General features: G+C 54.6%; 19 protein-coding genes. 7 read left to right on the top strand and 12 right to left on the bottom strand.

Features of this window, described 5'->3' with window-relative positions; all coding sequences use genetic code 11:
* Positions 1–16: 16 nt before the first annotated feature.
* Positions 17–1,423, bottom strand: coding sequence for a replicative DNA helicase (gene dnaB / locus AC6I8A_RS01720; protein ID WP_176970070.1), 1,407 nt, complete (start codon positions 1,421–1,423; stop codon positions 17–19).
* A gap of 73 nt (positions 1,424–1,496) precedes the next feature.
* Between dnaB and AC6I8A_RS01715 the strand changes: the two genes are divergently transcribed.
* The gene (locus tag AC6I8A_RS01715; RefSeq protein WP_497817921.1) at positions 1,497–2,480 is read left to right on the top strand and encodes a quinone oxidoreductase; all 984 of its coding nucleotides are present in this window, start codon (positions 1,497–1,499) and stop codon (positions 2,478–2,480) included.
* 193 nt (positions 2,481–2,673) lie between these two features.
* Here AC6I8A_RS01715 and pspG read toward each other — a convergent pair whose 3' ends face one another.
* The 3 genes from pspG to AC6I8A_RS01700 all read right to left on the bottom strand — a co-directional run bounded on the left by pspG (position 2,674) and on the right by AC6I8A_RS01700 (position 5,521).
* On the bottom strand, positions 2,674–2,940 hold the full coding sequence (pspG, locus tag AC6I8A_RS01710; protein ID WP_061718375.1) for an envelope stress response protein PspG: 267 nt from the start codon (positions 2,938–2,940) through the stop codon (positions 2,674–2,676).
* A 234-nt stretch (positions 2,941–3,174) separates the two neighbouring features.
* On the bottom strand, positions 3,175–4,173 hold the full coding sequence (gene dusA / locus AC6I8A_RS01705) for a tRNA dihydrouridine(20/20a) synthase DusA (RefSeq protein ID WP_497817920.1): 999 nt from the start codon (positions 4,171–4,173) through the stop codon (positions 3,175–3,177).
* Between the two features lie 97 nt (positions 4,174–4,270).
* A complete protein-coding gene (locus tag AC6I8A_RS01700) occupies positions 4,271–5,521 on the bottom strand; it encodes a conjugal transfer protein TraF (protein WP_497817919.1) in 1,251 nt (416 codons plus the stop codon).
* A 451-nt stretch (positions 5,522–5,972) separates the two neighbouring features.
* Here AC6I8A_RS01700 and zur point away from each other — a divergent pair, with 451 nt between their 5' ends.
* The gene (gene zur, locus AC6I8A_RS01695) at positions 5,973–6,491 is read left to right on the top strand and encodes a zinc uptake transcriptional repressor Zur (protein WP_265300643.1); all 519 of its coding nucleotides are present in this window, start codon (positions 5,973–5,975) and stop codon (positions 6,489–6,491) included.
* A 74-nt stretch (positions 6,492–6,565) separates the two neighbouring features.
* Here zur and AC6I8A_RS01690 read toward each other — a convergent pair whose 3' ends face one another.
* From AC6I8A_RS01690 to AC6I8A_RS01675, 4 genes are all read right to left on the bottom strand, one after another.
* Positions 6,566–6,778, bottom strand: a complete 213-nt coding sequence (locus AC6I8A_RS01690; RefSeq protein WP_008109944.1) for a CsbD family protein — start codon at positions 6,776–6,778, stop codon at positions 6,566–6,568.
* A gap of 164 nt (positions 6,779–6,942) precedes the next feature.
* Positions 6,943–8,265 carry an MATE family efflux transporter DinF gene (dinF, locus tag AC6I8A_RS01685; protein ID WP_497817918.1) on the bottom strand — a complete coding sequence of 441 codons (1,323 nt, stop codon included), beginning with the start codon at positions 8,263–8,265 and terminating at the stop codon, positions 6,943–6,945.
* 136 nt (positions 8,266–8,401) lie between these two features.
* On the bottom strand, positions 8,402–9,016 hold the full coding sequence (lexA, locus tag AC6I8A_RS01680) for a transcriptional repressor LexA (protein WP_256698146.1): 615 nt from the start codon (positions 9,014–9,016) through the stop codon (positions 8,402–8,404).
* A 105-nt stretch (positions 9,017–9,121) separates the two neighbouring features.
* On the bottom strand, positions 9,122–9,490 hold the full coding sequence (locus AC6I8A_RS01675; protein ID WP_293791904.1) for a diacylglycerol kinase: 369 nt from the start codon (positions 9,488–9,490) through the stop codon (positions 9,122–9,124).
* Positions 9,491–9,617: 127 nt separating this feature from the next.
* On the opposite strand from AC6I8A_RS01675, the gene plsB reads away from it, so the two are divergent.
* Positions 9,618–12,041: a glycerol-3-phosphate 1-O-acyltransferase PlsB gene (plsB, locus tag AC6I8A_RS01670; protein ID WP_497817917.1), complete on the top strand. Its 2,424-nt coding sequence runs from the start codon at positions 9,618–9,620 to the stop codon at positions 12,039–12,041.
* Positions 12,042–12,511: 470 nt separating this feature from the next.
* On the opposite strand, the gene ubiA is transcribed toward plsB, so the two are convergent.
* From ubiA to AC6I8A_RS01650, 4 genes are all read right to left on the bottom strand, one after another.
* On the bottom strand, positions 12,512–13,396 hold the full coding sequence (ubiA, locus tag AC6I8A_RS01665; protein WP_008109936.1) for a 4-hydroxybenzoate octaprenyltransferase: 885 nt from the start codon (positions 13,394–13,396) through the stop codon (positions 12,512–12,514).
* 6 nt (positions 13,397–13,402) lie between these two features.
* On the bottom strand, positions 13,403–13,921 hold the full coding sequence (gene ubiC, locus AC6I8A_RS01660; RefSeq protein WP_256698144.1) for a chorismate lyase: 519 nt from the start codon (positions 13,919–13,921) through the stop codon (positions 13,403–13,405).
* A gap of 82 nt (positions 13,922–14,003) precedes the next feature.
* A complete protein-coding gene (gene psiE, locus AC6I8A_RS01655; protein ID WP_008109934.1) occupies positions 14,004–14,414 on the bottom strand; it encodes a phosphate-starvation-inducible protein PsiE in 411 nt (136 codons plus the stop codon).
* Between the two features lie 69 nt (positions 14,415–14,483).
* Positions 14,484–15,182, bottom strand: a complete 699-nt coding sequence (locus AC6I8A_RS01650; RefSeq protein WP_497817916.1) for a UTRA domain-containing protein — start codon at positions 15,180–15,182, stop codon at positions 14,484–14,486.
* A gap of 224 nt (positions 15,183–15,406) precedes the next feature.
* Between AC6I8A_RS01650 and AC6I8A_RS01645 the strand changes: the two genes are divergently transcribed.
* Genes AC6I8A_RS01645 through AC6I8A_RS01630 form a run of 4 tightly spaced genes read left to right on the top strand, consistent with a single transcriptional unit; the run spans position 15,407 to position 18,929 of the window.
* Positions 15,407–16,468 carry an ABC transporter substrate-binding protein gene (locus AC6I8A_RS01645; protein WP_008109931.1) on the top strand — a complete coding sequence of 354 codons (1,062 nt, stop codon included), beginning with the start codon at positions 15,407–15,409 and terminating at the stop codon, positions 16,466–16,468.
* Positions 16,469–16,478: 10 nt separating this feature from the next.
* Entirely contained in the window at positions 16,479–17,288 is an 810-nt protein-coding gene (locus AC6I8A_RS01640; RefSeq protein ID WP_497817915.1) for an alkaline phosphatase family protein, read from the top strand.
* A complete protein-coding gene (locus AC6I8A_RS01635) occupies positions 17,288–18,133 on the top strand; it encodes an ABC transporter permease (RefSeq protein WP_008109927.1) in 846 nt (281 codons plus the stop codon). The genes AC6I8A_RS01640 and AC6I8A_RS01635 overlap by 1 nt, the downstream gene beginning before the upstream one ends.
* A gap of 10 nt (positions 18,134–18,143) precedes the next feature.
* Positions 18,144–18,929 (top strand): ABC transporter permease, encoded by a 786-nt coding sequence (locus tag AC6I8A_RS01630; RefSeq protein ID WP_312180092.1) that lies wholly within the window; start codon positions 18,144–18,146, stop codon positions 18,927–18,929.
* Positions 18,930–18,931: the final 2 nt, after the last annotated feature.

The raw sequence follows: 18,931 nt of genomic DNA, 5'->3' as shown, positions 1-18,931 counted from the left end.
ATCCGGGTTAAAAGGGTTATTCGTCGTCGTATTGCGGGCCAGCGTAGTTATCAAAGCGCGACCATTGGCCATTAAAGGTCAAACGCACCGTACCGATCGGGCCGTTACGCTGCTTACCGAGGATGATCTCGGCGATGCCTTTAAGATCGCTGTTTTCGTGATACACCTCGTCACGGTAGATGAACATGATCAAGTCGGCATCCTGCTCGATCGAGCCTGATTCACGCAGATCCGAGTTTACTGGACGCTTATCCGCGCGTTGTTCCAGTGAGCGGTTCAGCTGCGACAGCGCCACCACCGGCACATTCAGCTCTTTCGCCAGCGCTTTGAGCGAGCGCGAGATTTCAGCGATCTCCAGCGTACGGTTATCCGACAGTGCAGGCACGCGCATCAGCTGCAGGTAGTCGATCATGATCAGGCTCAACCCGCCGTTTTCGCGGAAAATACGGCGCGCGCGTGAGCGCACTTCGGTTGGCGTCAGGCCAGAAGAGTCATCGATAAACATGTTCTTCTTCTCGAGCAAAATCCCCATGGTGGCGGAAATACGCGCCCAATCTTCATCTTCCAGCTGACCGGTACGAATACGCGTCTGATCCACACGCGACAGTGATGCCAGCATACGCATCATCAGCTGTTCGCTGGGCATCTCCAGACTGAAAATCAGCACCGGCTTGTCCTGCAACATCGCGGCGTTTTCGCACAAATTCATGGCGAAGGTGGTTTTACCCATCGAAGGACGCGCCGCCACGATAATCAGATCCGAGCCCTGCAAACCGGCGGTTTTTTTGTTCAAATCCTGATAGCCGGTATCGACGCCGGTCACGCCATCGTGCGGCGTTGAGACCAACGACTCAATACGCGAAACCGTGGCTTCGAGGATCTGCTCGATATTCTGCGGGCCCTGATCTTTATTGGCGCGCTGTTCAGCAATTTTAAAAACGTTGGATTCAGCGAAGTCGAGCAGATCTTCACTGCTGCGTCCTTGCGGATCGTAACCGGCATCGGCGATTTGGTTCGCCACCGAGATCATCTCACGCACCACCGCACGTTCACGCACGATATCCGCATAAGCACCGATGTTCGCCGCACTTGGCGTATTTTTTGCCAGCTCGGCCAGATAGGCGAAACCGCCGGCCATTTCTAACTCGCCCAGCGTTTCCAGCGATTCAGAGAGTGTAATCAAGTCGATTGGCTGGCCCGCTTCCAGCAAACGCTGCATTTCCGTGAAAATCATGCGGTGCGAGCGGTTGAAAAAATCACTGGCGACAACACGCTCCGAAACGTTGTCCCAGCGCTGGTTATCCAGCATCAACCCACCGAGCACCGACTGCTCCGCTTCTATGGAATGCGGCGGCATTTTCACGCCTTCCAGCTGCCGATCGCGGGGTTCGTTCGATTTGTTGGTGGGTTTATTTCCTGCCATAGTGAATGCATTACCGATCGTGAAAGGGACGCGCAAGTATAACGTCCCAGGATGAACAATCACAGGAGTCAGAATGGCAAAGCGTATTCAGTTCAACCAACACGGCGGCCCAGATGTGCTGCAATGGGTCGATTTCGAACTGGCCGATCCCGCCGAGCACGAAGTGCAGGTGGAAAACAAGGCGATTGGCATTAACTACATTGATACCTATGTGCGCAGCGGCTTGTATCCGCAAAGCAGCTTCCCTTCCGGCTTGGGCACTGAAGCAGCCGGTGTGGTGAAGCGTGTCGGATCGGCGGTGACGCGTTTTAAAGCGGGCGATCGCGTGGTCTATTGCCAGGCCGCGCTCGGTGCGTATAGCGAAGTGCACAATGTGGCGGAAGATCGCCTGGTGATCTTGCCGGACAGCATCTCCTTTGAGCAAGGCGCGGCTTCTTTCCTTAAAGGGTTAACCGTGCAGTATCTGCTGCGCCAAACCTATAAAGTGAAAGCCGATGAAATCTTCCTGTTCCATGCCGCAGCCGGTGGCGTGGGTTTGATCGCCTGCCAATGGGCCAAAGCGCTCGGCGCACATCTGATTGGCACGGTAGGTTCTGCAGAGAAAGCGAAGATTGCCAAAGATGCCGGCGCCTGGGCGACGATCAATTATCGCGAAGAGGATATTGCGAAGCGCGTCAGCGAATTGACCAACGGTGAGAAAGTGGCCGTAGTGTATGACTCGGTGGGGAAAGACACCTGGGAACCTTCGCTGGATAGCCTGCGTCGCCACGGATTAATGGTCAGCTTTGGTAATGCATCGGGTCCGGTAACCGGCGTTGATCTTGGCATTCTCAATAAGAAAGGCTCACTGTTCGTTACCCGCCCTTCGCTGTTCGGCTACATCACCAATCGTGAAGAACTGGATGCCGCCAGCAATGAATTGTTCTCATTGATCGCCAGCCGGGCAATTCAGCTTAACGTGCCAGAGCAGCAGAAATTAGCCTTGCCTGACGCAGTGCGCGCGCATCAGGTGCTGGAGAGTCGCGCGACTCAGGGTTCCAGCCTGCTGATTCCCTGATGCTAAATGCAAATGGGGCTTCCCGTAGGAAGCCCCTTTTTCTTTCTTTTTTATAGTTCGCGCTGGTGTAGGGACAGCGGCGATGAATTCGTTTGAAACAACGCCAATCATCCTGACAGAAAACATAAGTAAAAAATATGTTTAAATGCGGAATTATGCTAAGCAATTTCCGAGTCTGTGATCGTCACCGCAGTTAGCGCCAATCCCTTCTATCTAAGTCGCTGATTTTTCTTTTCAGCCTGCGCAACTTTGCCTCACCTGAAGGCGTGGTAAATGCCCGATAAAGCCAGACAGCGACAACCGCCAATACCAGCCATGGCAACACTTTAATAACAATCGCCAGCAATCCGCCAAAGAACATCAAAGCGGTCGCCACCACCAATGCCGCAATAACGCCCAGCAACGAAACGCCAGTGAACAGCAGCATCAGAAAAAAGCCGATAACAAATAGAATTTCCACGAAGGCTCTCCTGTGTAAGTAACATCAGGAACATTACAAGATACGTGCCAGGTTATAAAAATAGCTAAATGCTTGAAAGCAATGGACAAGAGTTGAATGAAGAAGTAATGAGGTGATGAAAAAAACTAATTCTCGGCGTAGAAATAACCATCTATAAAATTATGGTACTGGCTTTACGGTGCGCATGAAGGCGCACCGTATCAAACCGGAACGTTCCGGCATGCTAAACAGTGATCACATCACTTCCTGCGGGATCTTATCCGCTACCAGCGCTAACGCCGCTTCCAGCACGCGCACATCGGCGCCGGGTTTGTGGGCGTTTTCACTTAAATAGCGACGCCACTGGCGCGCACCCGGAATGCCCTGGAACAGGCCAAGCATATGGCGCGTCACATGGCCGAGGTACATGCCTTTGGATAGTTCAGCTTCAATGTAGGGATACATCGAGCGCACCACCGCTACCGGATCGACGCGCGGCATATCGCGACCAAACAGCTCGCGGTCAACCTGCGCCAGAATGCCCGGATTCTGATAGGCTTCGCGCCCCATCATCACGCCATCCATATGCTGCAGATGCAGCTTAGCTTCTTCCAGGGTTTTGATGCCGCCATTAATCGCCATGGTCAGCGCCGGGAAATCGCGCTTCAATTGGTAAACGCGAGGATAATCGAGCGGCGGAATCTCGCGATTCTCTTTCGGGCTTAAACCGGAAAGCCAGGCTTTACGCGCGTGGATAATAAAAGTATCGCAGCCGCCCTGTTGCGCCACGGTGCCAATAAAATCACACAGGAATTCGTAGCTGTCCTGCTCATCAATCCCGATACGGGTTTTGACCGTCACCGGAATGCTCACCACATCGCGCATCGCTTTAATGCAGTCGGCAACCAGCGCCGCATCGCCCATCAGGCAGGCTCCAAAACGACCATTCTGTACGCGATCGGACGGACAACCCACGTTGAGGTTGATCTCATCGTAGCCACGCTCTTCTGCCAGCTTAGCGCACTGCGCCAGTGCGGCGGGATCGCTGCCCCCCAACTGCAGCGCCAGCGGATGCTCTTCCTCGCTGTAGGCCAGATAGTCGCCTTTACCGTGAATGATCGCGCCGGTCGTCACCATTTCGGTGTACAGCAGCGTGTCGCCGCTCAGCTGACGGTGGAAATAACGACAGTGGCGATCGGTCCAGTCGAGCATGGGGGCGATGGAAAAACGTTGCGAGGAGAAAGTATCGGTCATGAAACGCAGTGAATCCGCAGTAAGTTAAGTGATGAGAAACTGCGCAATCATACCACAGCAAAACGGGCGGCACAGCCGCCCGTTATCAGACAGGGAATTAGAAGTTAAATCCGAGCTGCAGCATCGCACCCACGGTGTTGTCTTTACCCACAGAACCGGCCAGATCGAGATGAACGGTATTGTTGAACGGTGACACACCTAAACCGGCGGTGAACACGTCAGTATCGTTCGACTTCAGATCGGCACGATAACCGGCACGCAGCGCCAGCCAATCCAGCACACGATACTCCGCACCTACGCCAGCATATTGGCTGCTGTCTTCCGATTTAAAGCGCTTAGTTTCAGTCAGATCAACATCACCGGCCAACGTGAACGGCCCGCTATTCCAGGAAAGCCCGGTCGTAACCAGTGGACGAATTTGGTAAGTATCGCGGTAGCCGTTCACCTCTTTGGTGTCGATATCGCGCGAGATCAGGTTTTGCCCAGTCACACCGAAGGTCCAGTTCTCACCGAAATCCGTTGCAACGCCAGCATCCACGTTGAAACCGGTATCGCTGCTGCGATAGCGGCTGCTGTTAATGTCGCTCTTGTCGTAGTTGTAGATACTCGCGGTGTAGTTATACAGCCAGGTTTTCTGTAGCTTTGGCGTCACGCCGATCGAAACAGGGTGGCCAGCAATCGAGAACTCATGCGCAACTGACACACCATAATCGGTGATCAAAGCCGCCAGCCCATTGGCGCTGGAGCGCAAGTTATTTTCATCACCCGGAACAGGAATTCTTGACCCATCGGCAACAGCGCGCAGGTAGGCAATATCGCTATCCGCTACGTTGGCGCGCACGTGCGCCGTGCCGTACGCCTTAGTGATGAAGGCAAAAGGTAAGGTTTCATTTGGAACGGTGACGGCCAGGGCTACGCCCGCCGTTGCGTTGGCTTTATTGCCGCGCAGATCGCTGAGCTGATTAGCCATATCGCCTGCTGCGGCCTTCAACTGCGGGTAACCATTGAGGTAATCGGCAAAGGTGAGGTTATCGATTACGTCCTGATAACGATCAACGGTATCAGTGATGTCATCGACACGGTCGATCAATTTGTCTTTATCAGTAACCTGTGCACCAGCTGAAGGAAAAATGATGCTGACGCTATCTTCAGGTTGCGCTTTGGTCATCAATGCTGGGTTAGCCAGCACTGCGGAACTCCAGGTGGAAGAGGCTACGCCGGTACCGCCCATCGCATCGTTACGCGCGTCATACCATGTACCTGCTGCCAGAGCTGAGGAAGAAAGAAATACTGCATTCAAAACAACAAGATAAGCTACTTTTTTGTGCCTGAATAATGTCTTCGCCATGAGCCTGCCATCACCTTTGAAATGTCGCTGAATCACTCACCGACTGAAAGTTTAGTTAGCCGCCATTCTGAACCCTGGCTAACGCTTCATTGCTGTGAATTAAAAGGAAATAGCACTGCTATTCGCAGAATTGGATGCGTAAGCACCATTCTGCTGTGTTTATATGCAGAAAAATTAACAGTGAATAAATTGATACCAGAAATTACTTAAGACCTTTTGAACCTTATACGCTAACCCGGTGAGTTGCAAAGCAAAATCCTTGTAGCCGTTGCGCTGTCTGGCTGGACGGATTTTTCAGACATAATGGTTGCAACAATGTTGTTGGGTAAACAGGAAGGATAATCGATTGATTGGTGGGAGTTTTCTGCAGGAGTTTAAGGAAAATAAGCAATCACAGCAGCGTAAAAATTTGTGTGATAAAATAACATCACCTGCAACCCGGAGAATGCTTATGTCAAACCTCACGCCAGAACAACTTCTTACCCAGGCTGAATCACTTTGCCTTGATCGCGGCGTGCGCCTCACCACTCAGCGCGCCGAAGTGCTGCGCTTGATGGCAGAGCAGAATGGTTCGATAAGCGCTTACGATTTGCTGGATCAGCTGCGTGTCAGTGAACCGCAAGCTAAACCGCCCACCATTTATCGCGCGCTGGATTTCCTGCTGGAACAGGGATTTATTCATCGCGTTGAGTCGAATAACAGCTATGTGGTTTGTCATCATTTTGATGAGCCGGCACATACTTCAGTGATGTTGGTGTGTGACGGTTGCGCGGCAGTGACTGAAAAACATGCTCATGGTGTGGAAAAGACCATTGCTGCGTTAGCGGATCAGGCGGGATTTTCTTTGCGTCATACCGTGATTGAGGCACATGGCCTGTGTGAGAGCTGCGCAGAAGTGGCGGCTTGCACGCATCATGAAAGCTGCGAGCATGATCATCAGGTTGAGGGAAAAAAACGGGTAAGAAAATAGAGAGGCACGTCCTTGTGCCGGGCCAATCACTACGCTAAATGATTGGCGGGTAGGAGCATCTTCCTCAGGGGCAATTACCAGCGGTAATCTTTATTGGTGCTTTCCCAGTCCTTAACTTCTTGTTCGGCCTGGTCTTTTGCATAACCGTAGCGTTCCTGGATTTTACCGACCAGCTGATCGCGTTTACCTTCGATCACCGTCATATCGTCATCGGTAAGCTTGCCCCACTTCTCTTTAAACTTACCTTTAAACTGCTTCCAGTTTCCGCTCGCTTCGTCTTTGTTCATAATAATCCTCCACTACATCCTGAGTGAGATAGATATATTGCCTGCTTAGCTGGCGATATACCCAGACAACGCGCTACTCATGTGCGCCGTATAAGGTAATTGTAGTAGCCGCTTCGCAGTTTGCAGAGAAATACAGATTAATCTGTAGGTTACGCTTCGCTTATTCAGGCGTTGAACCAGCTATTGCGCAGCCAGTGACCGCGCCAAATCAGCCACAGCGTCAGTCCGCGTAACGCCAGGAACACCGTCACTGCCAGCCATAAACCGTGATTGCCAAGCCATGGCAACGTGAGCAGCGCTAGACCGTAGCCGATTGCCGCTATCACCATGCTGTTGCGCATCTCACGACCGCGCGTCGCGCCGATAAACATGCCATCCAGCAAATAACACCAGACGCCAATCAGCGGCAGAATCACTTGCCAAATCAGATAGCGGTCGGCCATCTCGCGTAGCGCTTCCAGTGACGTCAGCATCGCCACAATTTGCGGACCGGTGAACGCATAAATCAGCGCAAAGATTGCTGCAACGAAGCAAGCCTGACGACAAGCCGCATGCCAAATCAGCAACAGCCGACTGCGATCTTTGGCCCCAACCGCTTCACCCGAACAGGCTTCAACCGCATAGGCAAAACCATCCAGCGCGTATGCGGTAAAAGTGAGAAACATCAACAGCACCGCATTGACCGCCACCACATCCGGGCCAATCCGCGCGCCAAGGATGGTGAGTGACGCGAAGCAAATTTGCAGCATCAAAGAACGCAGCATAATGTCGCGATTGAGGCGGAATAGCCGCGCCGCATCGCCACGCCAACTGCTTTTAAGCAGAGTAAAATGGATACCGCGCATGTTCAGCACGCGCGCCACCATCCACAAACCCACGCCCAGCGTGACATATTCTGCCAGCGCGGTGGCCGCCGCCGCGCCAGCCACACCCCAATGCAGTTTGAGTACGAACAGCAGATCAAGCAGGATATTCACCAGATTGCCGATGATCAGCAGCACCATCGGTGCGCGCGCATACTGCACGCCTAGCAGCCAGCCAAGAATCACCAAATTGGCTAAGGCTGCGGGGGCACTCAGCCAGCGAATCTCAATAAATATTTGCGCCTGCTGCTGCACTTCCGGGCTGCCGCCCATTAAAGCTGCCGCCAGGCTGCTTACCGGCGTTCGCAGCACCATAAACAGCACGCCAAAAACCAGGGCAATCAGCAGCGGTTGCGTTAAGGCGCGCGCCAGCGCGGTTTTGTCATTGGCGCCAAATGCCTGAGCGGTCAATCCGGTGGTGCTCATGCGCAGGAATAGCAGAAGCATAAAGATGAAGCTGGTCGCTGTTGTGCCCACGGCGACGCCACCGAGGTAAATCGGGCTATCGAGATGACCAATAACGGCGGTATCCACCACGCCCAGTAACGGGACGGTGATATTTGACAGGATCATCGGCAGCGCTAGCCGCCAGAGTGTTTTATCTGAAGAGGAAAACAGCTGCATCAGCCCATTCCGTTGTGTGCGGTAATCAGCGTAATGGCGCCAGCATGAGCCGCAGAAAGAGTCACAGAGAAGTAAAACAGCAGACTGCGGTCAGCGCAAATTCGCACCGCCGCAGTTGGGGAGGATCAGAAACTGATCAGAGCCACTCGCCGTTGCGTACAATCCCGACAGCTAAACCTTCAATGGTTAGCGACTGCTCACGGGTATCAACGACAATCGGCTGGAAATCGGTGTTTTCCGGCAGCAGATGGACAATCGCGCCCTGCTTTTTCCAGCGTTTCACGGTGACTTCATCATCAATGCGCGCCACGACAACCTGGCCGTTACGCACTTCCTGCGTTTTATGCACGGCTAACAGATCGCCATCCATAATGCCGATATCTTTCATCGACATGCCGCTCACGCGCAGCAGGAAATCGGCACTCGGTTTGAACAGATTCGCATCCACCTGATAGTGGGCTTCAATATGTTCCTGCGCCAGCAAGGGTTCACCGGCAGCGACGCGACCAATCAGCGGCAACCCTTCGCTTGGTTCTTCTTCCATTAGTAAACGAATCCCGCGCGATGCGCCGGAAACAATTTCAATTACGCCTTTACGCGCCAGCGCTTTCAGATGCTCTTCAGCAGCATTGGGCGAGCGAAAACCCAGTTGCGCAGCAATTTCCGCACGCGTTGGCGGCATGCCCGTCTGGTTAATATGGTCGCGAATCAGGTCATAGACCTGTTGCTGCCGTGCAGTTAACGCTTTCATCCCGCCCCCTGGTTGTTTATACAGTCGCTGTGAGTATATACAGGTATTCGCGAAATGAAAACCGTAACAGAGGGAAAAATCAGCGGTTTGATGAATCTGGAATCCCTATCTCAAATGCGTCCAGAGCAGCGCGATCCAGACGAACAGAGCCAGTAAGATAGTCAGCAATACGGCGGCCGATCCCATATCTTTGGCGCGGCCCGCGAGCGGATGTTGTTCCTGCCCGATGCGGTCGACCACCGCCTCGATAGCGCTATTAAGGATCTCAACGATGATAACCAGCACCACCGAGCCAATCATCAAGATGCGGGAGAGGGTATCTACATCCAGCCAGCACGCCACGAGAATGGCCACCAGCGCGGCAACGGCTTCCTGCCGAAATGCGGCTTCATGCTGCCATGCGGCACGTAGGCCCTGCCAGGAATAACCGGCTGCTTTCACTATTCTTATTAAACCGGTGACGTTATTTGCCATGTCTATGGAACCCTTGAACTATTTTGACGTCAATGTGTGGGCAGTTTGAGGCGGCAGAGCCACAGACCTTCGCTGCGCTTTCTGGTATGCTTGCCGCGCTTTGCTAACAAGAGGCTTAAAGTTGTCTATGTCAGGTTGGCGTAAACTCTATTACAAATTATTGAATTTACCACTCTCTATTTTGGTAAAAAGTAAGGTCATTCCGACCGATCCCGTTTCTGAACACGGGATCGATCCGACACGTCCGGTGATGTATGTTTTGCCTTATGATTCAAAGGCTGATCTGCTCACGCTGCGTGCTCAATGCCTGAAACATGATCTGCCCGATCCGCTGGCTCCGCTGGAGATCGATGGCACCCTGCTGCCGCGCCACGTGTTTATCCACGATGGCCCACGCGTGATTCCCTATTTCGTGGCCAATCCCGAATCGGTGAAGTTGTTCCACGATTATCTGGATTTGCACCGCAGCAACCCGCAACTCGACGTGCAAATGCTGCCGGTCGCGGTGATGTTTGGTCGCGCGCCGGGACGTGAAACATCCGGTGAATCCACGCCGCATCTGCGCGTGCTGAATGGCGTGCAGAAGTTCTTCGCCATTTTGTGGCACGGCCGCGACAGCTTTGTCCGCTTCTCGCAAACCGTTTCGCTACGCCAGATGGCGACCGAACACGGTACCGATAAGTCGATTGCGCAGAAGCTGGCTCGCGTGGCGCGCATTCATTTTGCCCGCCAACGTCTGGCTGCGGTCGGCCCGCGTCTGCCTGCACGTCAGGATCTCTTCAACAAGCTTTTACAGTCCAAAGCGATTGAAAAAGCGGTAGAAGATGAAGCACGCAGCAAAAAGATTTCGCATGAGAAAGCCCAGCAGAACGCCATCGAAATGATGGAAGAAGTGGCGGCGAACTTCTCTTACGAAGCGATTAAGGTCACTGACCGCGTGATGGGCTGGCTGTGGAGCCGCCTGTATCAGGGCATCAACGTACATGGCGGTGAGCGCGTGCGTCAGCTGGCGCAGGATGGTCATGAGATTGTCTATGTGCCCTGCCACCGCAGCCACATGGATTATCTGCTGCTCTCCTACGTGCTTTATCATCAAGGCCTGGTGCCGCCGCACATTGCTGCGGGGATCAACCTGAACTTCTGGCCAGCCGGCCCGATTTTCCGTCGCCTGGGCGCGTTCTTTATTCGTCGTACCTTTAAGGGCAACAAACTCTATTCCACCGTGTTCCGTGAATATCTCGGCGAGCTGTTTAGCCGTGGTTACTCCGTTGAATATTTTGTGGAAGGCGGACGTTCGCGTACCGGCCGTTTACTGGACCCGAAAACCGGCACCCTGTCGATGACGCTGCAGGCGATGCTGCGTGGCGGCAGTCGCCCGATCACCTTCGTGCCGATCTACATCGGTTACGAGCACGTGATGGAAGTGGGCACGTATGCCAAAGAGCTGCGTGGCGCGGCCAAAGAGAAAGAGAGCTTCCTGCAGATGGTGCGCGGCTTGCGTAAGCTGCGCAATCTTGGTCAGGGCTACGTTAACTTCGGCGAACCGCTGCCGTTGATGAACTACCTGAACAAAAACGTGCCGGACTGGCGCGATGCGATTGATCCTATCGAACCGCAACGCCCTGCGTGGATGACACCTGCTGTGAATGACATTGCGGCGAAGCTGATGGTGCGCATTAACGAAGCCGGTGCGGCCAACGCCATGAACCTGTGCGTGACTGCGCTGCTGGCGTCACGTCAGCGTTCATTAACTCGCGAACAGCTGATTGAGCAGTTAGAGTGCTACACCCAACTGCTGCGCAACGTGCCGTATTCGCCAGAAGCCACGGTGCCCGATATGAGCGCCGAAGCGCTGCTTGACCACGCGATGGGCATGAACAAGTTCGAGACCGAGCAAGACAGCATTGGCGACATTATCATTCTGCCGCGCGAGCAGGCAGTGCTGATGACCTACTATCGCAACAACATTCATCACATGTTAGTGATGCCATCGTTGATTGCCGCCATCGTGCAGCAACATCGTGAAATCAGCGAAGCAGAGCTGCTGCGTCAGGTGAGCCTGGTATATCCGATGCTAAAGAGCGAGTTGTTCTTACGCTGGGACAAGGCGGAGTTGCCTGCACTACTTAACGCACTCTGTGCAGAGATGGCGCGCCAGGGCCTGATCACCTTGCAGGATGGTCAACTAAGAATGACGCCGGCACGTCACCGTTCGCTGCAACTGCTGGCGGCGGGTATTCGTGAGACGCTTCAGCGCTTCGCGATTACCTTCGCTATCCTCAGCGCGAAACCGGCCATCAACCGTGGCACGCTGGAGAAAGAGAGCCGCACCCTGGCTCAACGCCTTTCTGTATTGCACGGTATCAACGCACCCGAGTTCTTTGATAAAGCGGTATTCACTGCATTGGTACTTACGCTGCGTGATGAAGGTTATATCAGTGACAAAGGCGATGCCGATGCGGAACGCAGCCATATGATGTGGCAGATGCTGGCGGAGCTGGTCACCAGCGATGTCCGTCTGACGATTGAGAGCGCGGTCACCCACGATTAGTAGGCGACATGAAAACACAAAGGCGCACTTCGGTGCGCCCTGCTAAGTCCTCGCTATTCTCCCACGATCCCTCCTGCCTGATGACTCATCTCGGTCGCCATGAATGGCGACCCTACGAGACTTGTAGCGATGGCGAGTCAAAATTATGCCTTGATGGTGCAGCGCGGGTGTTGAGGCGACATCCCAACTCGCTGAACGAGTGAGGGATTCCAGGGCGAGCCGCATGGATGCGGCGAGAGGTGGCGCTGAGCAGGAGCGAATCGCCACCGGTCCGTCAGGAATCGTGAACGAGTGAAGGCACCGCGCAGCGGCGAGCTGGGCTGGCGCAAGGCCCGGGAGTGCAGAGGGCGCGGCCAGGCGCTCTCTGCTCGGTCGCCGCACGAAGGTGCTGCAACTGCCTCAGCGCAAAGCGAACGAAAGTCGCTCTGCGCTTAACTGAACAATATTACGCTTCAGTGCGCCTTTTTTGTTTATAACAAATCCGCGAACGGCACGGTGCTGAGCAGAATGCCGAGAAACAGCACCATGCCCACATAGTTGTTATTCAGAAACGCCTGGAAGCAGGGATCACGCTCGCGCTGGGCAATCAGCTTCTGCTGATGCACAAACAAACCAGCTGCCAGTAACAGTGACCAGTAAAACGCGCCATTCAGATTGAGCATCATGCCCACCAATGCCATTAGGCCAAGCGTCGCCAGCTGCAATAAACCGATAATCAGTTTGTCATAACGACCAAACAGAATCGCCGTCGACTTCACACCAATCTTCAAATCGTCATCACGATCGACCATTGCGTACTGCGTGTCATAGGCCACCGTCCAGCAGATATTTGCCAGGAAAACCAGCCAGCAGACCAAAGGTAAAGACTCACTAACTGCCGCCCAACCCATGGGAATCGCCCAGCCAAATGCCGCGCCGAGCACCACCTGCGGCAGATGCGTATAGCGCTTCATAAACGGATAAACCCACGCCAGCGCCAGGCCGCCAAATGACAGCAAAATGGTCATGGTGTTCATGGTCAGCACCAGCATAAACGCCAGCAAGCCGAGACCGGCGAAAAGCAGTTTGGCCTCTTTCTCAGATACCGCGCCGCTGGCCAGCGGACGTGACGCCGTGCGCTTTACGTGACCATCGATTTTGCGGTCAGCGTAGTCATTGATGACGCAGCCTGCAGCACGCATCACGATCACGCCGAGCACAAACACTAACAGCACCGGCAGCGGTGGAATCGCCATGCCGGAGAGCCACAATGCCCACAGGGTTGGCCATAGCAGTAGCACGGTGCCGATGGGTTTATCAATACGCATCAGGCGGCAGTAAGCCTGCCATTTGGTCATGGGTAAGGTGTTTTGCACAGTGGTTTATCCTTGATCCAGCGCGCGATAGAGCGGCGACGCCGGTAAAAACAGTTCAGTTAACAGTAGCGGTTTGCCCGACAAGCGCAGGCGAGAACGGCGTCCCCATAACTCGCCAACCTGACCGGGATCGATAAAATCGCGGCTCAGGGTAGATGATGAGAACAGATAGCGACCGAGCGGACGCGTACCGAGCTGTTGCAGCATCTGCTCGGGGCCGTTCAGCGTGCTTTCTGGCACCACGGTGCGGCCAATCAGCCAGGGTACGCCATCACCGCACAGCACAATTTCGCGCAGCCAGAAGCGCGGATCGGCGGGCAGAAATTCCGCCTCATCCGTTATTTCATCGGCGCCTATAAACGCTTCACGGATCACTTCTACGGTCACTTGCTGACAATGCTGCTCGAAGCGACGCGTCATGGAATCTTCTTCCATTAACCAGTCAAGTAACGGGGCAGAAAGCTGCGGGGAAGAGGCTGGCAGCCAGTGCAGTGCGCGTAACTGGCGCAGCGCGTCATGCGACATCAGGACATCTCCGGAAAAAAAGTTGCCCTAGTTTAACGCAGAGGAGAATGCGTGGCACTGCTGGTTGTGCCACGCGATATTATTACTCACGCTTCAGACGGTTACTGTTGGCCAGCCACAGCGTCACCACCAGAATCAAAATCGCCGCTGAATAGTAGAGCGTATCAAACGGATTTTTATGGTCGACGATGATCAGGCGAATGATCGCCGTGATGCCGATATAGATAAAGTAGCGCAGCGGGAAGTGATAGCCCGACTGAAAGTACTTCACAATCAAGGCGATAAATTCGAAGTAGAGGAAGTAGATAACGATGCCTTCAATCAGCAGATAGGAAGAGGTCTGCTCGCCAGTGCTAAACAGCACATTGGCCAGATGAATGGTTTCTTTACCGAGAAACACCACCAGAATAATGGCCAGGATGATCAGACCAATATTCAGCACCCACTGCAGTGCTAAAGAAATGTACTGCCCAACCCCTGTTTTTATTGTCATTTTTTGCGCCTCACGCTCTCAATTACTTACTGGCGCTATCATGCTGTAGTGTGATCAAAATCACAATATTTATACTTCGACATCCACGCACAGCGCGTCGTAGCGCCAGAACTCGCAGTCGCAATCAATCACGCGCTTGTGCTGATCGCGGTTGATGCGGGTGATTAACAATCCGGGCGTGCCGCTCGCCACATTGAGCGCGGGCGCGGCGCGCACCGGCAGCGGTCCCGGCAACATGGTAAAACGCGCACCGCCGTAGCGAATGCCATAGCGCTGGTCATAGAGATCGGTCAGCGAGCGCGTCAGGTCTTCATCCAGCAATCCCGGAAAAAAGGCGGGATTGAGGTAATGCTCGACATACAACACGGCGCGGCCGTCAATACGCCGCAGGCGGCGAATGCGGTAAACCTTATCGCCTTCCAGCAGTTGCAGATGACGCGCAATCGCCAGTTGTGCCGGTACTTCCCGCGCCTCCAGCACTTCGGTGCTGGCAATGCGGCCTTGCTCGGCGGCCATGGCATGAAAATGGCTGTGATGTGATGGGTTATAGACCAGCCGCGGCGGTGCCAGAAACCAGCCGCGACGCAATTCCCGGTAGATAATGCCCTGCGCTTCCAGTAACCCCAGCGCCTCACGCAGCGTGATGCGCGTGGTGGAATAGTGTTCGCTCAAGCTGCGTTCGGCAGGCAAACGACCGCTGGCAAATTCACCGTTTTCAATGCGTTCCCGCAGCCCTGCCGCAATCACATCTGCCGTTTTCGACATCATTTTTCAGCCTCATTTTGGGGCAAATCTGCACTATGACAGTTCGATGACTACAATGTGACAGAGTACAACCCACGCTTTAGCGCGCTGTAACCGCATGTGGATCGTCGCGCCACACCCCATTTCACCACCATGGTCATAAAACCTTCATCTACTCGGGCTACATTGGCTCGGTTCTTGCTGGACTAGACCAAGAAGTCCCACAACATATACCGGGAGCAATCGAGATGAAAGCGTTTATCGCCTCTGTAGTAGCCAGTGCCGTACTGCTTGCGCTGCCTGCCGCGCAAGCCGCAGATAATGACCTCGCCGCGTTAGAAAAAGCCGCGCGCGCCGAAGGCCAGGTTAACAGCGTCGGCATGCCCGATAGCTGGGCCAACTGGAAAGATACCTGGAGTGACCTCAACAGCAAATATGGTCTGAAGCACAGCGACACCGACATGTCCTCTGCGCAGGAACTGGCAAAATTTGATGCAGAGAAAGAGAACGCCAGCGCCGATATCGGTGATGTGGGCGCGGCTTTCGGTCCGATTGCCGTGGCGAAAGGCGTGGCGCAACCCTATAAACCAACGCATTGGGATCAAATCCCAAGCTGGGCGAAAGATCAGGATGGCAACTGGATGCTGGCCTATACCGGCACCATCGCGTTCCTGGTGGATAAGCAGCAGGTGAAAGATGTGCCGCACAGCTGGGCCGATCTGAAGAAAGGTAAGTATGTGGTCACTATCGGTGACGTCGGCACTGCGGCTCAGGCGGCCAACGGCGTGTTAGCAGCCAGCTACGCGTTGGGCGGTGACGAGAAGAATGTGAAACCGGCGTTGAGCTTCTTCGGCGATCTGGCGAAAGAAGGCCGCCTTGGCGTGACCGATCCGGTGATTGCCAACATCGAGAAAGGCGAAATTCAGGTGGCGGTGGTGTGGGACTTTAACGGCCTGAACTACCGCGATCAGATCGATAAAAACCGCTACGAAGTGGTGATTCCATCCGATGGTTCCGTGACGTCTGGCTACAGCACCATCATCAACAAATACGCCAAACATCCGAATGCCGCCAAGCTGGCGCGTGAATACATCTTGTCTGATGAAGGTCAGATCAACCTGGCGAAAGGTTATGCACGTCCGATTCGTGCCGAACACCTGAAACTGCCAGCCGACGTGCAGGCTAAGCTGCTACCGCAGTCTGAGTATAAAAATGCTCGTCCAATCAAGGACCAGGCCGCATGGGATAAAACCTCGAAAATGCTGCCGCGTCTGTGGCAAGAGAACGTCATCATCAATATGAAGCAGTAAGGAGCGAGGGATGAAAACGATCCTGGTGGTGTTGGATGGGCTGAGTAATCAGGTGGCGCAACACGCAATGGGCTATCTGTTTGCCGAATGCGCGCAGGGCAACGGCCAATATTACACGCTGACCTGCGAACTGCCTTCGCTGTCGCGCCCGCTGTACGAATGCATTCTCACCGGCATTCCACCGGTGCGCAGCGGCATTATTCATAACGGCGTCAGCCGCTTAAGTAATCAGCGCAGCATCTTCCATTACGCGCGTGCTGCCGGTCTCACCACCGCTGCGGCCGCTTATCACTGGGTGAGTGAGCTCTACAACCAATCCCCGTTCAACGCGGCGCGCGACCGCCATACGGTCGCGCCCGATCGGCCCATTCAGTACGGCCACTTTTACTGGGATGACGGTTATCCGGATTCCCACCTGTTCGAAGACGCAGAAAGCCTGCGTTTGCGGCACGATCCTGACTTCCTGCTGATCCACCCGATGAACATTGACGATGCCGGGCACAAGCACAGCTTGTCATCGCCGCAATATCGCAACCGCGCGCGCATGGCCGATGGTTATCTGTCGCAGTGGATGCCGGGCTGGCTGGCGGCCGGATATCAGGTGATTGTCACCGCCGATCACGGCATGAACGATGACCGCTCGCACGGCGGCATTTTGCCGGAAGAGACGCAAGTGCCGCTGTTCGTGTTTGGCAAAGGCTTCTCGCTGCAGCCGGATCTCCAGCCGCAGCAAATCGAACTGTGCGGCATCGTCTGCAGCCTGCTCGGCGTCGAACATGACAAACCGGTTTGTCATGCGTTACTGGCGGAGCCGCAGTAATGAAGGGCAAAACGCTCGCTGCGCTGTTGCTGCTGCCGTTTGCGCTGTTTTGGGTGGCATTCCAGCTCGCGCCATTGTTGTGGATTGCCATCAACAGCTTCTGGAGCGACATCAATGAGCGTTGGGGCTTCGACAACTACAGCGACATCCTCACCTCGCCGTTCTATTTACAGGCGTTTCGCCTGTCGCTCGACATTTCAATCTGGTCGAGCATTTATGGCCTGCTGATCTCGCTGGTTGCCGGATATTCGCTGCATCGTCTCGGCAGCGGCCGTTTTCAGCGCTTTTTGATGTCATTTACCAACATGACCAGCAACTTCGCCGGCGTGCCGCTGGCGTTTGCCTTTGTGATTCTGCTCGGTCTGAACGGTTGTCTGACGCTGCTGCTACGCCATTACGGCGTGCTGGAGGGCTTCAAGCTGTTCTCGCGTGATGGCATGGTGCTGGTTTACACCTGGTTCCAAATCCCGCTTGGCATTTTACTGCTCTATCCAGCATTTGATGGTCTGCGCCAGGATTGGCAAGAGTCCGCCGCGCTGCTGGGTGCAGGCCGCTGGCGCTATTGGTGGCACATCGGTTTGCCGATTCTGTTCCCGGCGCTGCTCGGGACTTTCGTGATTTTGCTGGCGAATGCGCTTGGCGCGTACGCCACCATTTACGCACTCACCACCGGCAACTTTAACGTGGTGCCGGTGCGCATTGCTGCGCTGGTATCCGGCGATATCTCGCTTGATCCCAACACCGGCGGCGCGCTGGCGATGCTGCTGGTACTGATTATGGCGCTGATTACCGTGGTGCAGCAGTATCTGGTGCGCCGCAGCTATCTCAACGCCAAACCTTCCTGAGGAGCCAACCTTGTCGCGCGCGGAAAAATTTTACCATCGCCTGATTGTCTGGCTGCTGCTAGGCATTTTAGCCGCGCCGCTGCTGGCAACGCTGCTGTACGGCATTTCCACCAGCTGGAGCGATACCATCCTGCCGCAGGGCTTTACGCTGAAGTGGCTCAGCGCGCTATGGAGCGATCCGCGTTTCCTCACCGCGCTCGGTCATTCGTTACTGGTTTGCTTCGGTGCGCTGCTGTTCTCGCTGGTGCTGGTGCTGCCTGCCATGTTTGTGATCGCTTACTATTATCCGAAGCTGGATGCGGTGATGAACGTGCTGATCCTGATGCCATTCGCCGTGCCGCCGGTGGTTTCGTCGGTCGGTCTGCTGCAGCTCTATTCGTCGTCGCCGCTGATGCTCACCGGCACGCCGTGGATTTTGATCGGCTGCTACTTCACCATCGCCTTGCCGTTTATCTATCGCGCCATCTCCAACAATATGCAGGCTATCAATTTGAAAGAGCTGATTGATGCCGCCCAGCTGCTCGGTGCCAGCACCTGGCAAGCGGCGCTGTTTGTGGTGCTGCCGAACCTGCGTAAAGGCGTGTTTATCGCGGTGCTGCTCTCCTTCTCCTTCCTGATTGGCGAGTTTGTTTTCGCCAATATGCTGGTCGGCACCCGCTATGAAACCTTGCAGGTGTATCTGTTTAACATGCGCAACGGCAGCGGCCACTTCACCAGCGCGCTGGTGATCTCCTACTTTGCCGTCGTCCTGCTGGTCACCTGGCTGGCGAATGCCCTCAATCCTGAACGAGGCTGACC

Source organism: Pantoea sp. X-Soil-ISGK-275 (assembly GCF_059730795.1).
This window is presented reverse-complemented; position numbering and strand designations above follow the sequence as displayed.

What these genes read in the sequence shown, in the direction of transcription:
- dnaB (WP_176970070.1), bottom strand. Translation starts at nt 1,423, where the DNA reads ATGGCAGGAAATAAACCCACCAACAAATCGAACGAACCCCGCGATCGG.
- AC6I8A_RS01715 (WP_497817921.1), top strand. Translation starts at nt 1,497, where the DNA reads ATGGCAAAGCGTATTCAGTTCAACCAACACGGCGGCCCAGATGTGCTG.
- dusA (WP_497817920.1), bottom strand. Translation starts at nt 4,173, where the DNA reads ATGACCGATACTTTCTCCTCGCAACGTTTTTCCATCGCCCCCATGCTC.
- AC6I8A_RS01700 (WP_497817919.1), bottom strand. Translation starts at nt 5,521, where the DNA reads ATGGCGAAGACATTATTCAGGCACAAAAAAGTAGCTTATCTTGTTGTT.
- zur (WP_265300643.1), top strand. Translation starts at nt 5,973, where the DNA reads ATGTCAAACCTCACGCCAGAACAACTTCTTACCCAGGCTGAATCACTT.
- AC6I8A_RS01690 (WP_008109944.1), bottom strand. Translation starts at nt 6,778, where the DNA reads ATGAACAAAGACGAAGCGAGCGGAAACTGGAAGCAGTTTAAAGGTAAG.
- dinF (WP_497817918.1), bottom strand. Translation starts at nt 8,265, where the DNA reads ATGCAGCTGTTTTCCTCTTCAGATAAAACACTCTGGCGGCTAGCGCTG.
- lexA (WP_256698146.1), bottom strand. Translation starts at nt 9,016, where the DNA reads ATGAAAGCGTTAACTGCACGGCAGCAACAGGTCTATGACCTGATTCGC.
- AC6I8A_RS01675 (WP_293791904.1), bottom strand. Translation starts at nt 9,490, where the DNA reads ATGGCAAATAACGTCACCGGTTTAATAAGAATAGTGAAAGCAGCCGGT.
- plsB (WP_497817917.1), top strand. Translation starts at nt 9,618, where the DNA reads ATGTCAGGTTGGCGTAAACTCTATTACAAATTATTGAATTTACCACTC.
- ubiC (WP_256698144.1), bottom strand. Translation starts at nt 13,921, where the DNA reads ATGTCGCATGACGCGCTGCGCCAGTTACGCGCACTGCACTGGCTGCCA.
- psiE (WP_008109934.1), bottom strand. Translation starts at nt 14,414, where the DNA reads ATGACAATAAAAACAGGGGTTGGGCAGTACATTTCTTTAGCACTGCAG.
- AC6I8A_RS01650 (WP_497817916.1), bottom strand. Translation starts at nt 15,182, where the DNA reads ATGATGTCGAAAACGGCAGATGTGATTGCGGCAGGGCTGCGGGAACGC.
- AC6I8A_RS01645 (WP_008109931.1), top strand. Translation starts at nt 15,407, where the DNA reads ATGAAAGCGTTTATCGCCTCTGTAGTAGCCAGTGCCGTACTGCTTGCG.
- AC6I8A_RS01640 (WP_497817915.1), top strand. Translation starts at nt 16,479, where the DNA reads ATGAAAACGATCCTGGTGGTGTTGGATGGGCTGAGTAATCAGGTGGCG.
- AC6I8A_RS01635 (WP_008109927.1), top strand. Translation starts at nt 17,288, where the DNA reads ATGAAGGGCAAAACGCTCGCTGCGCTGTTGCTGCTGCCGTTTGCGCTG.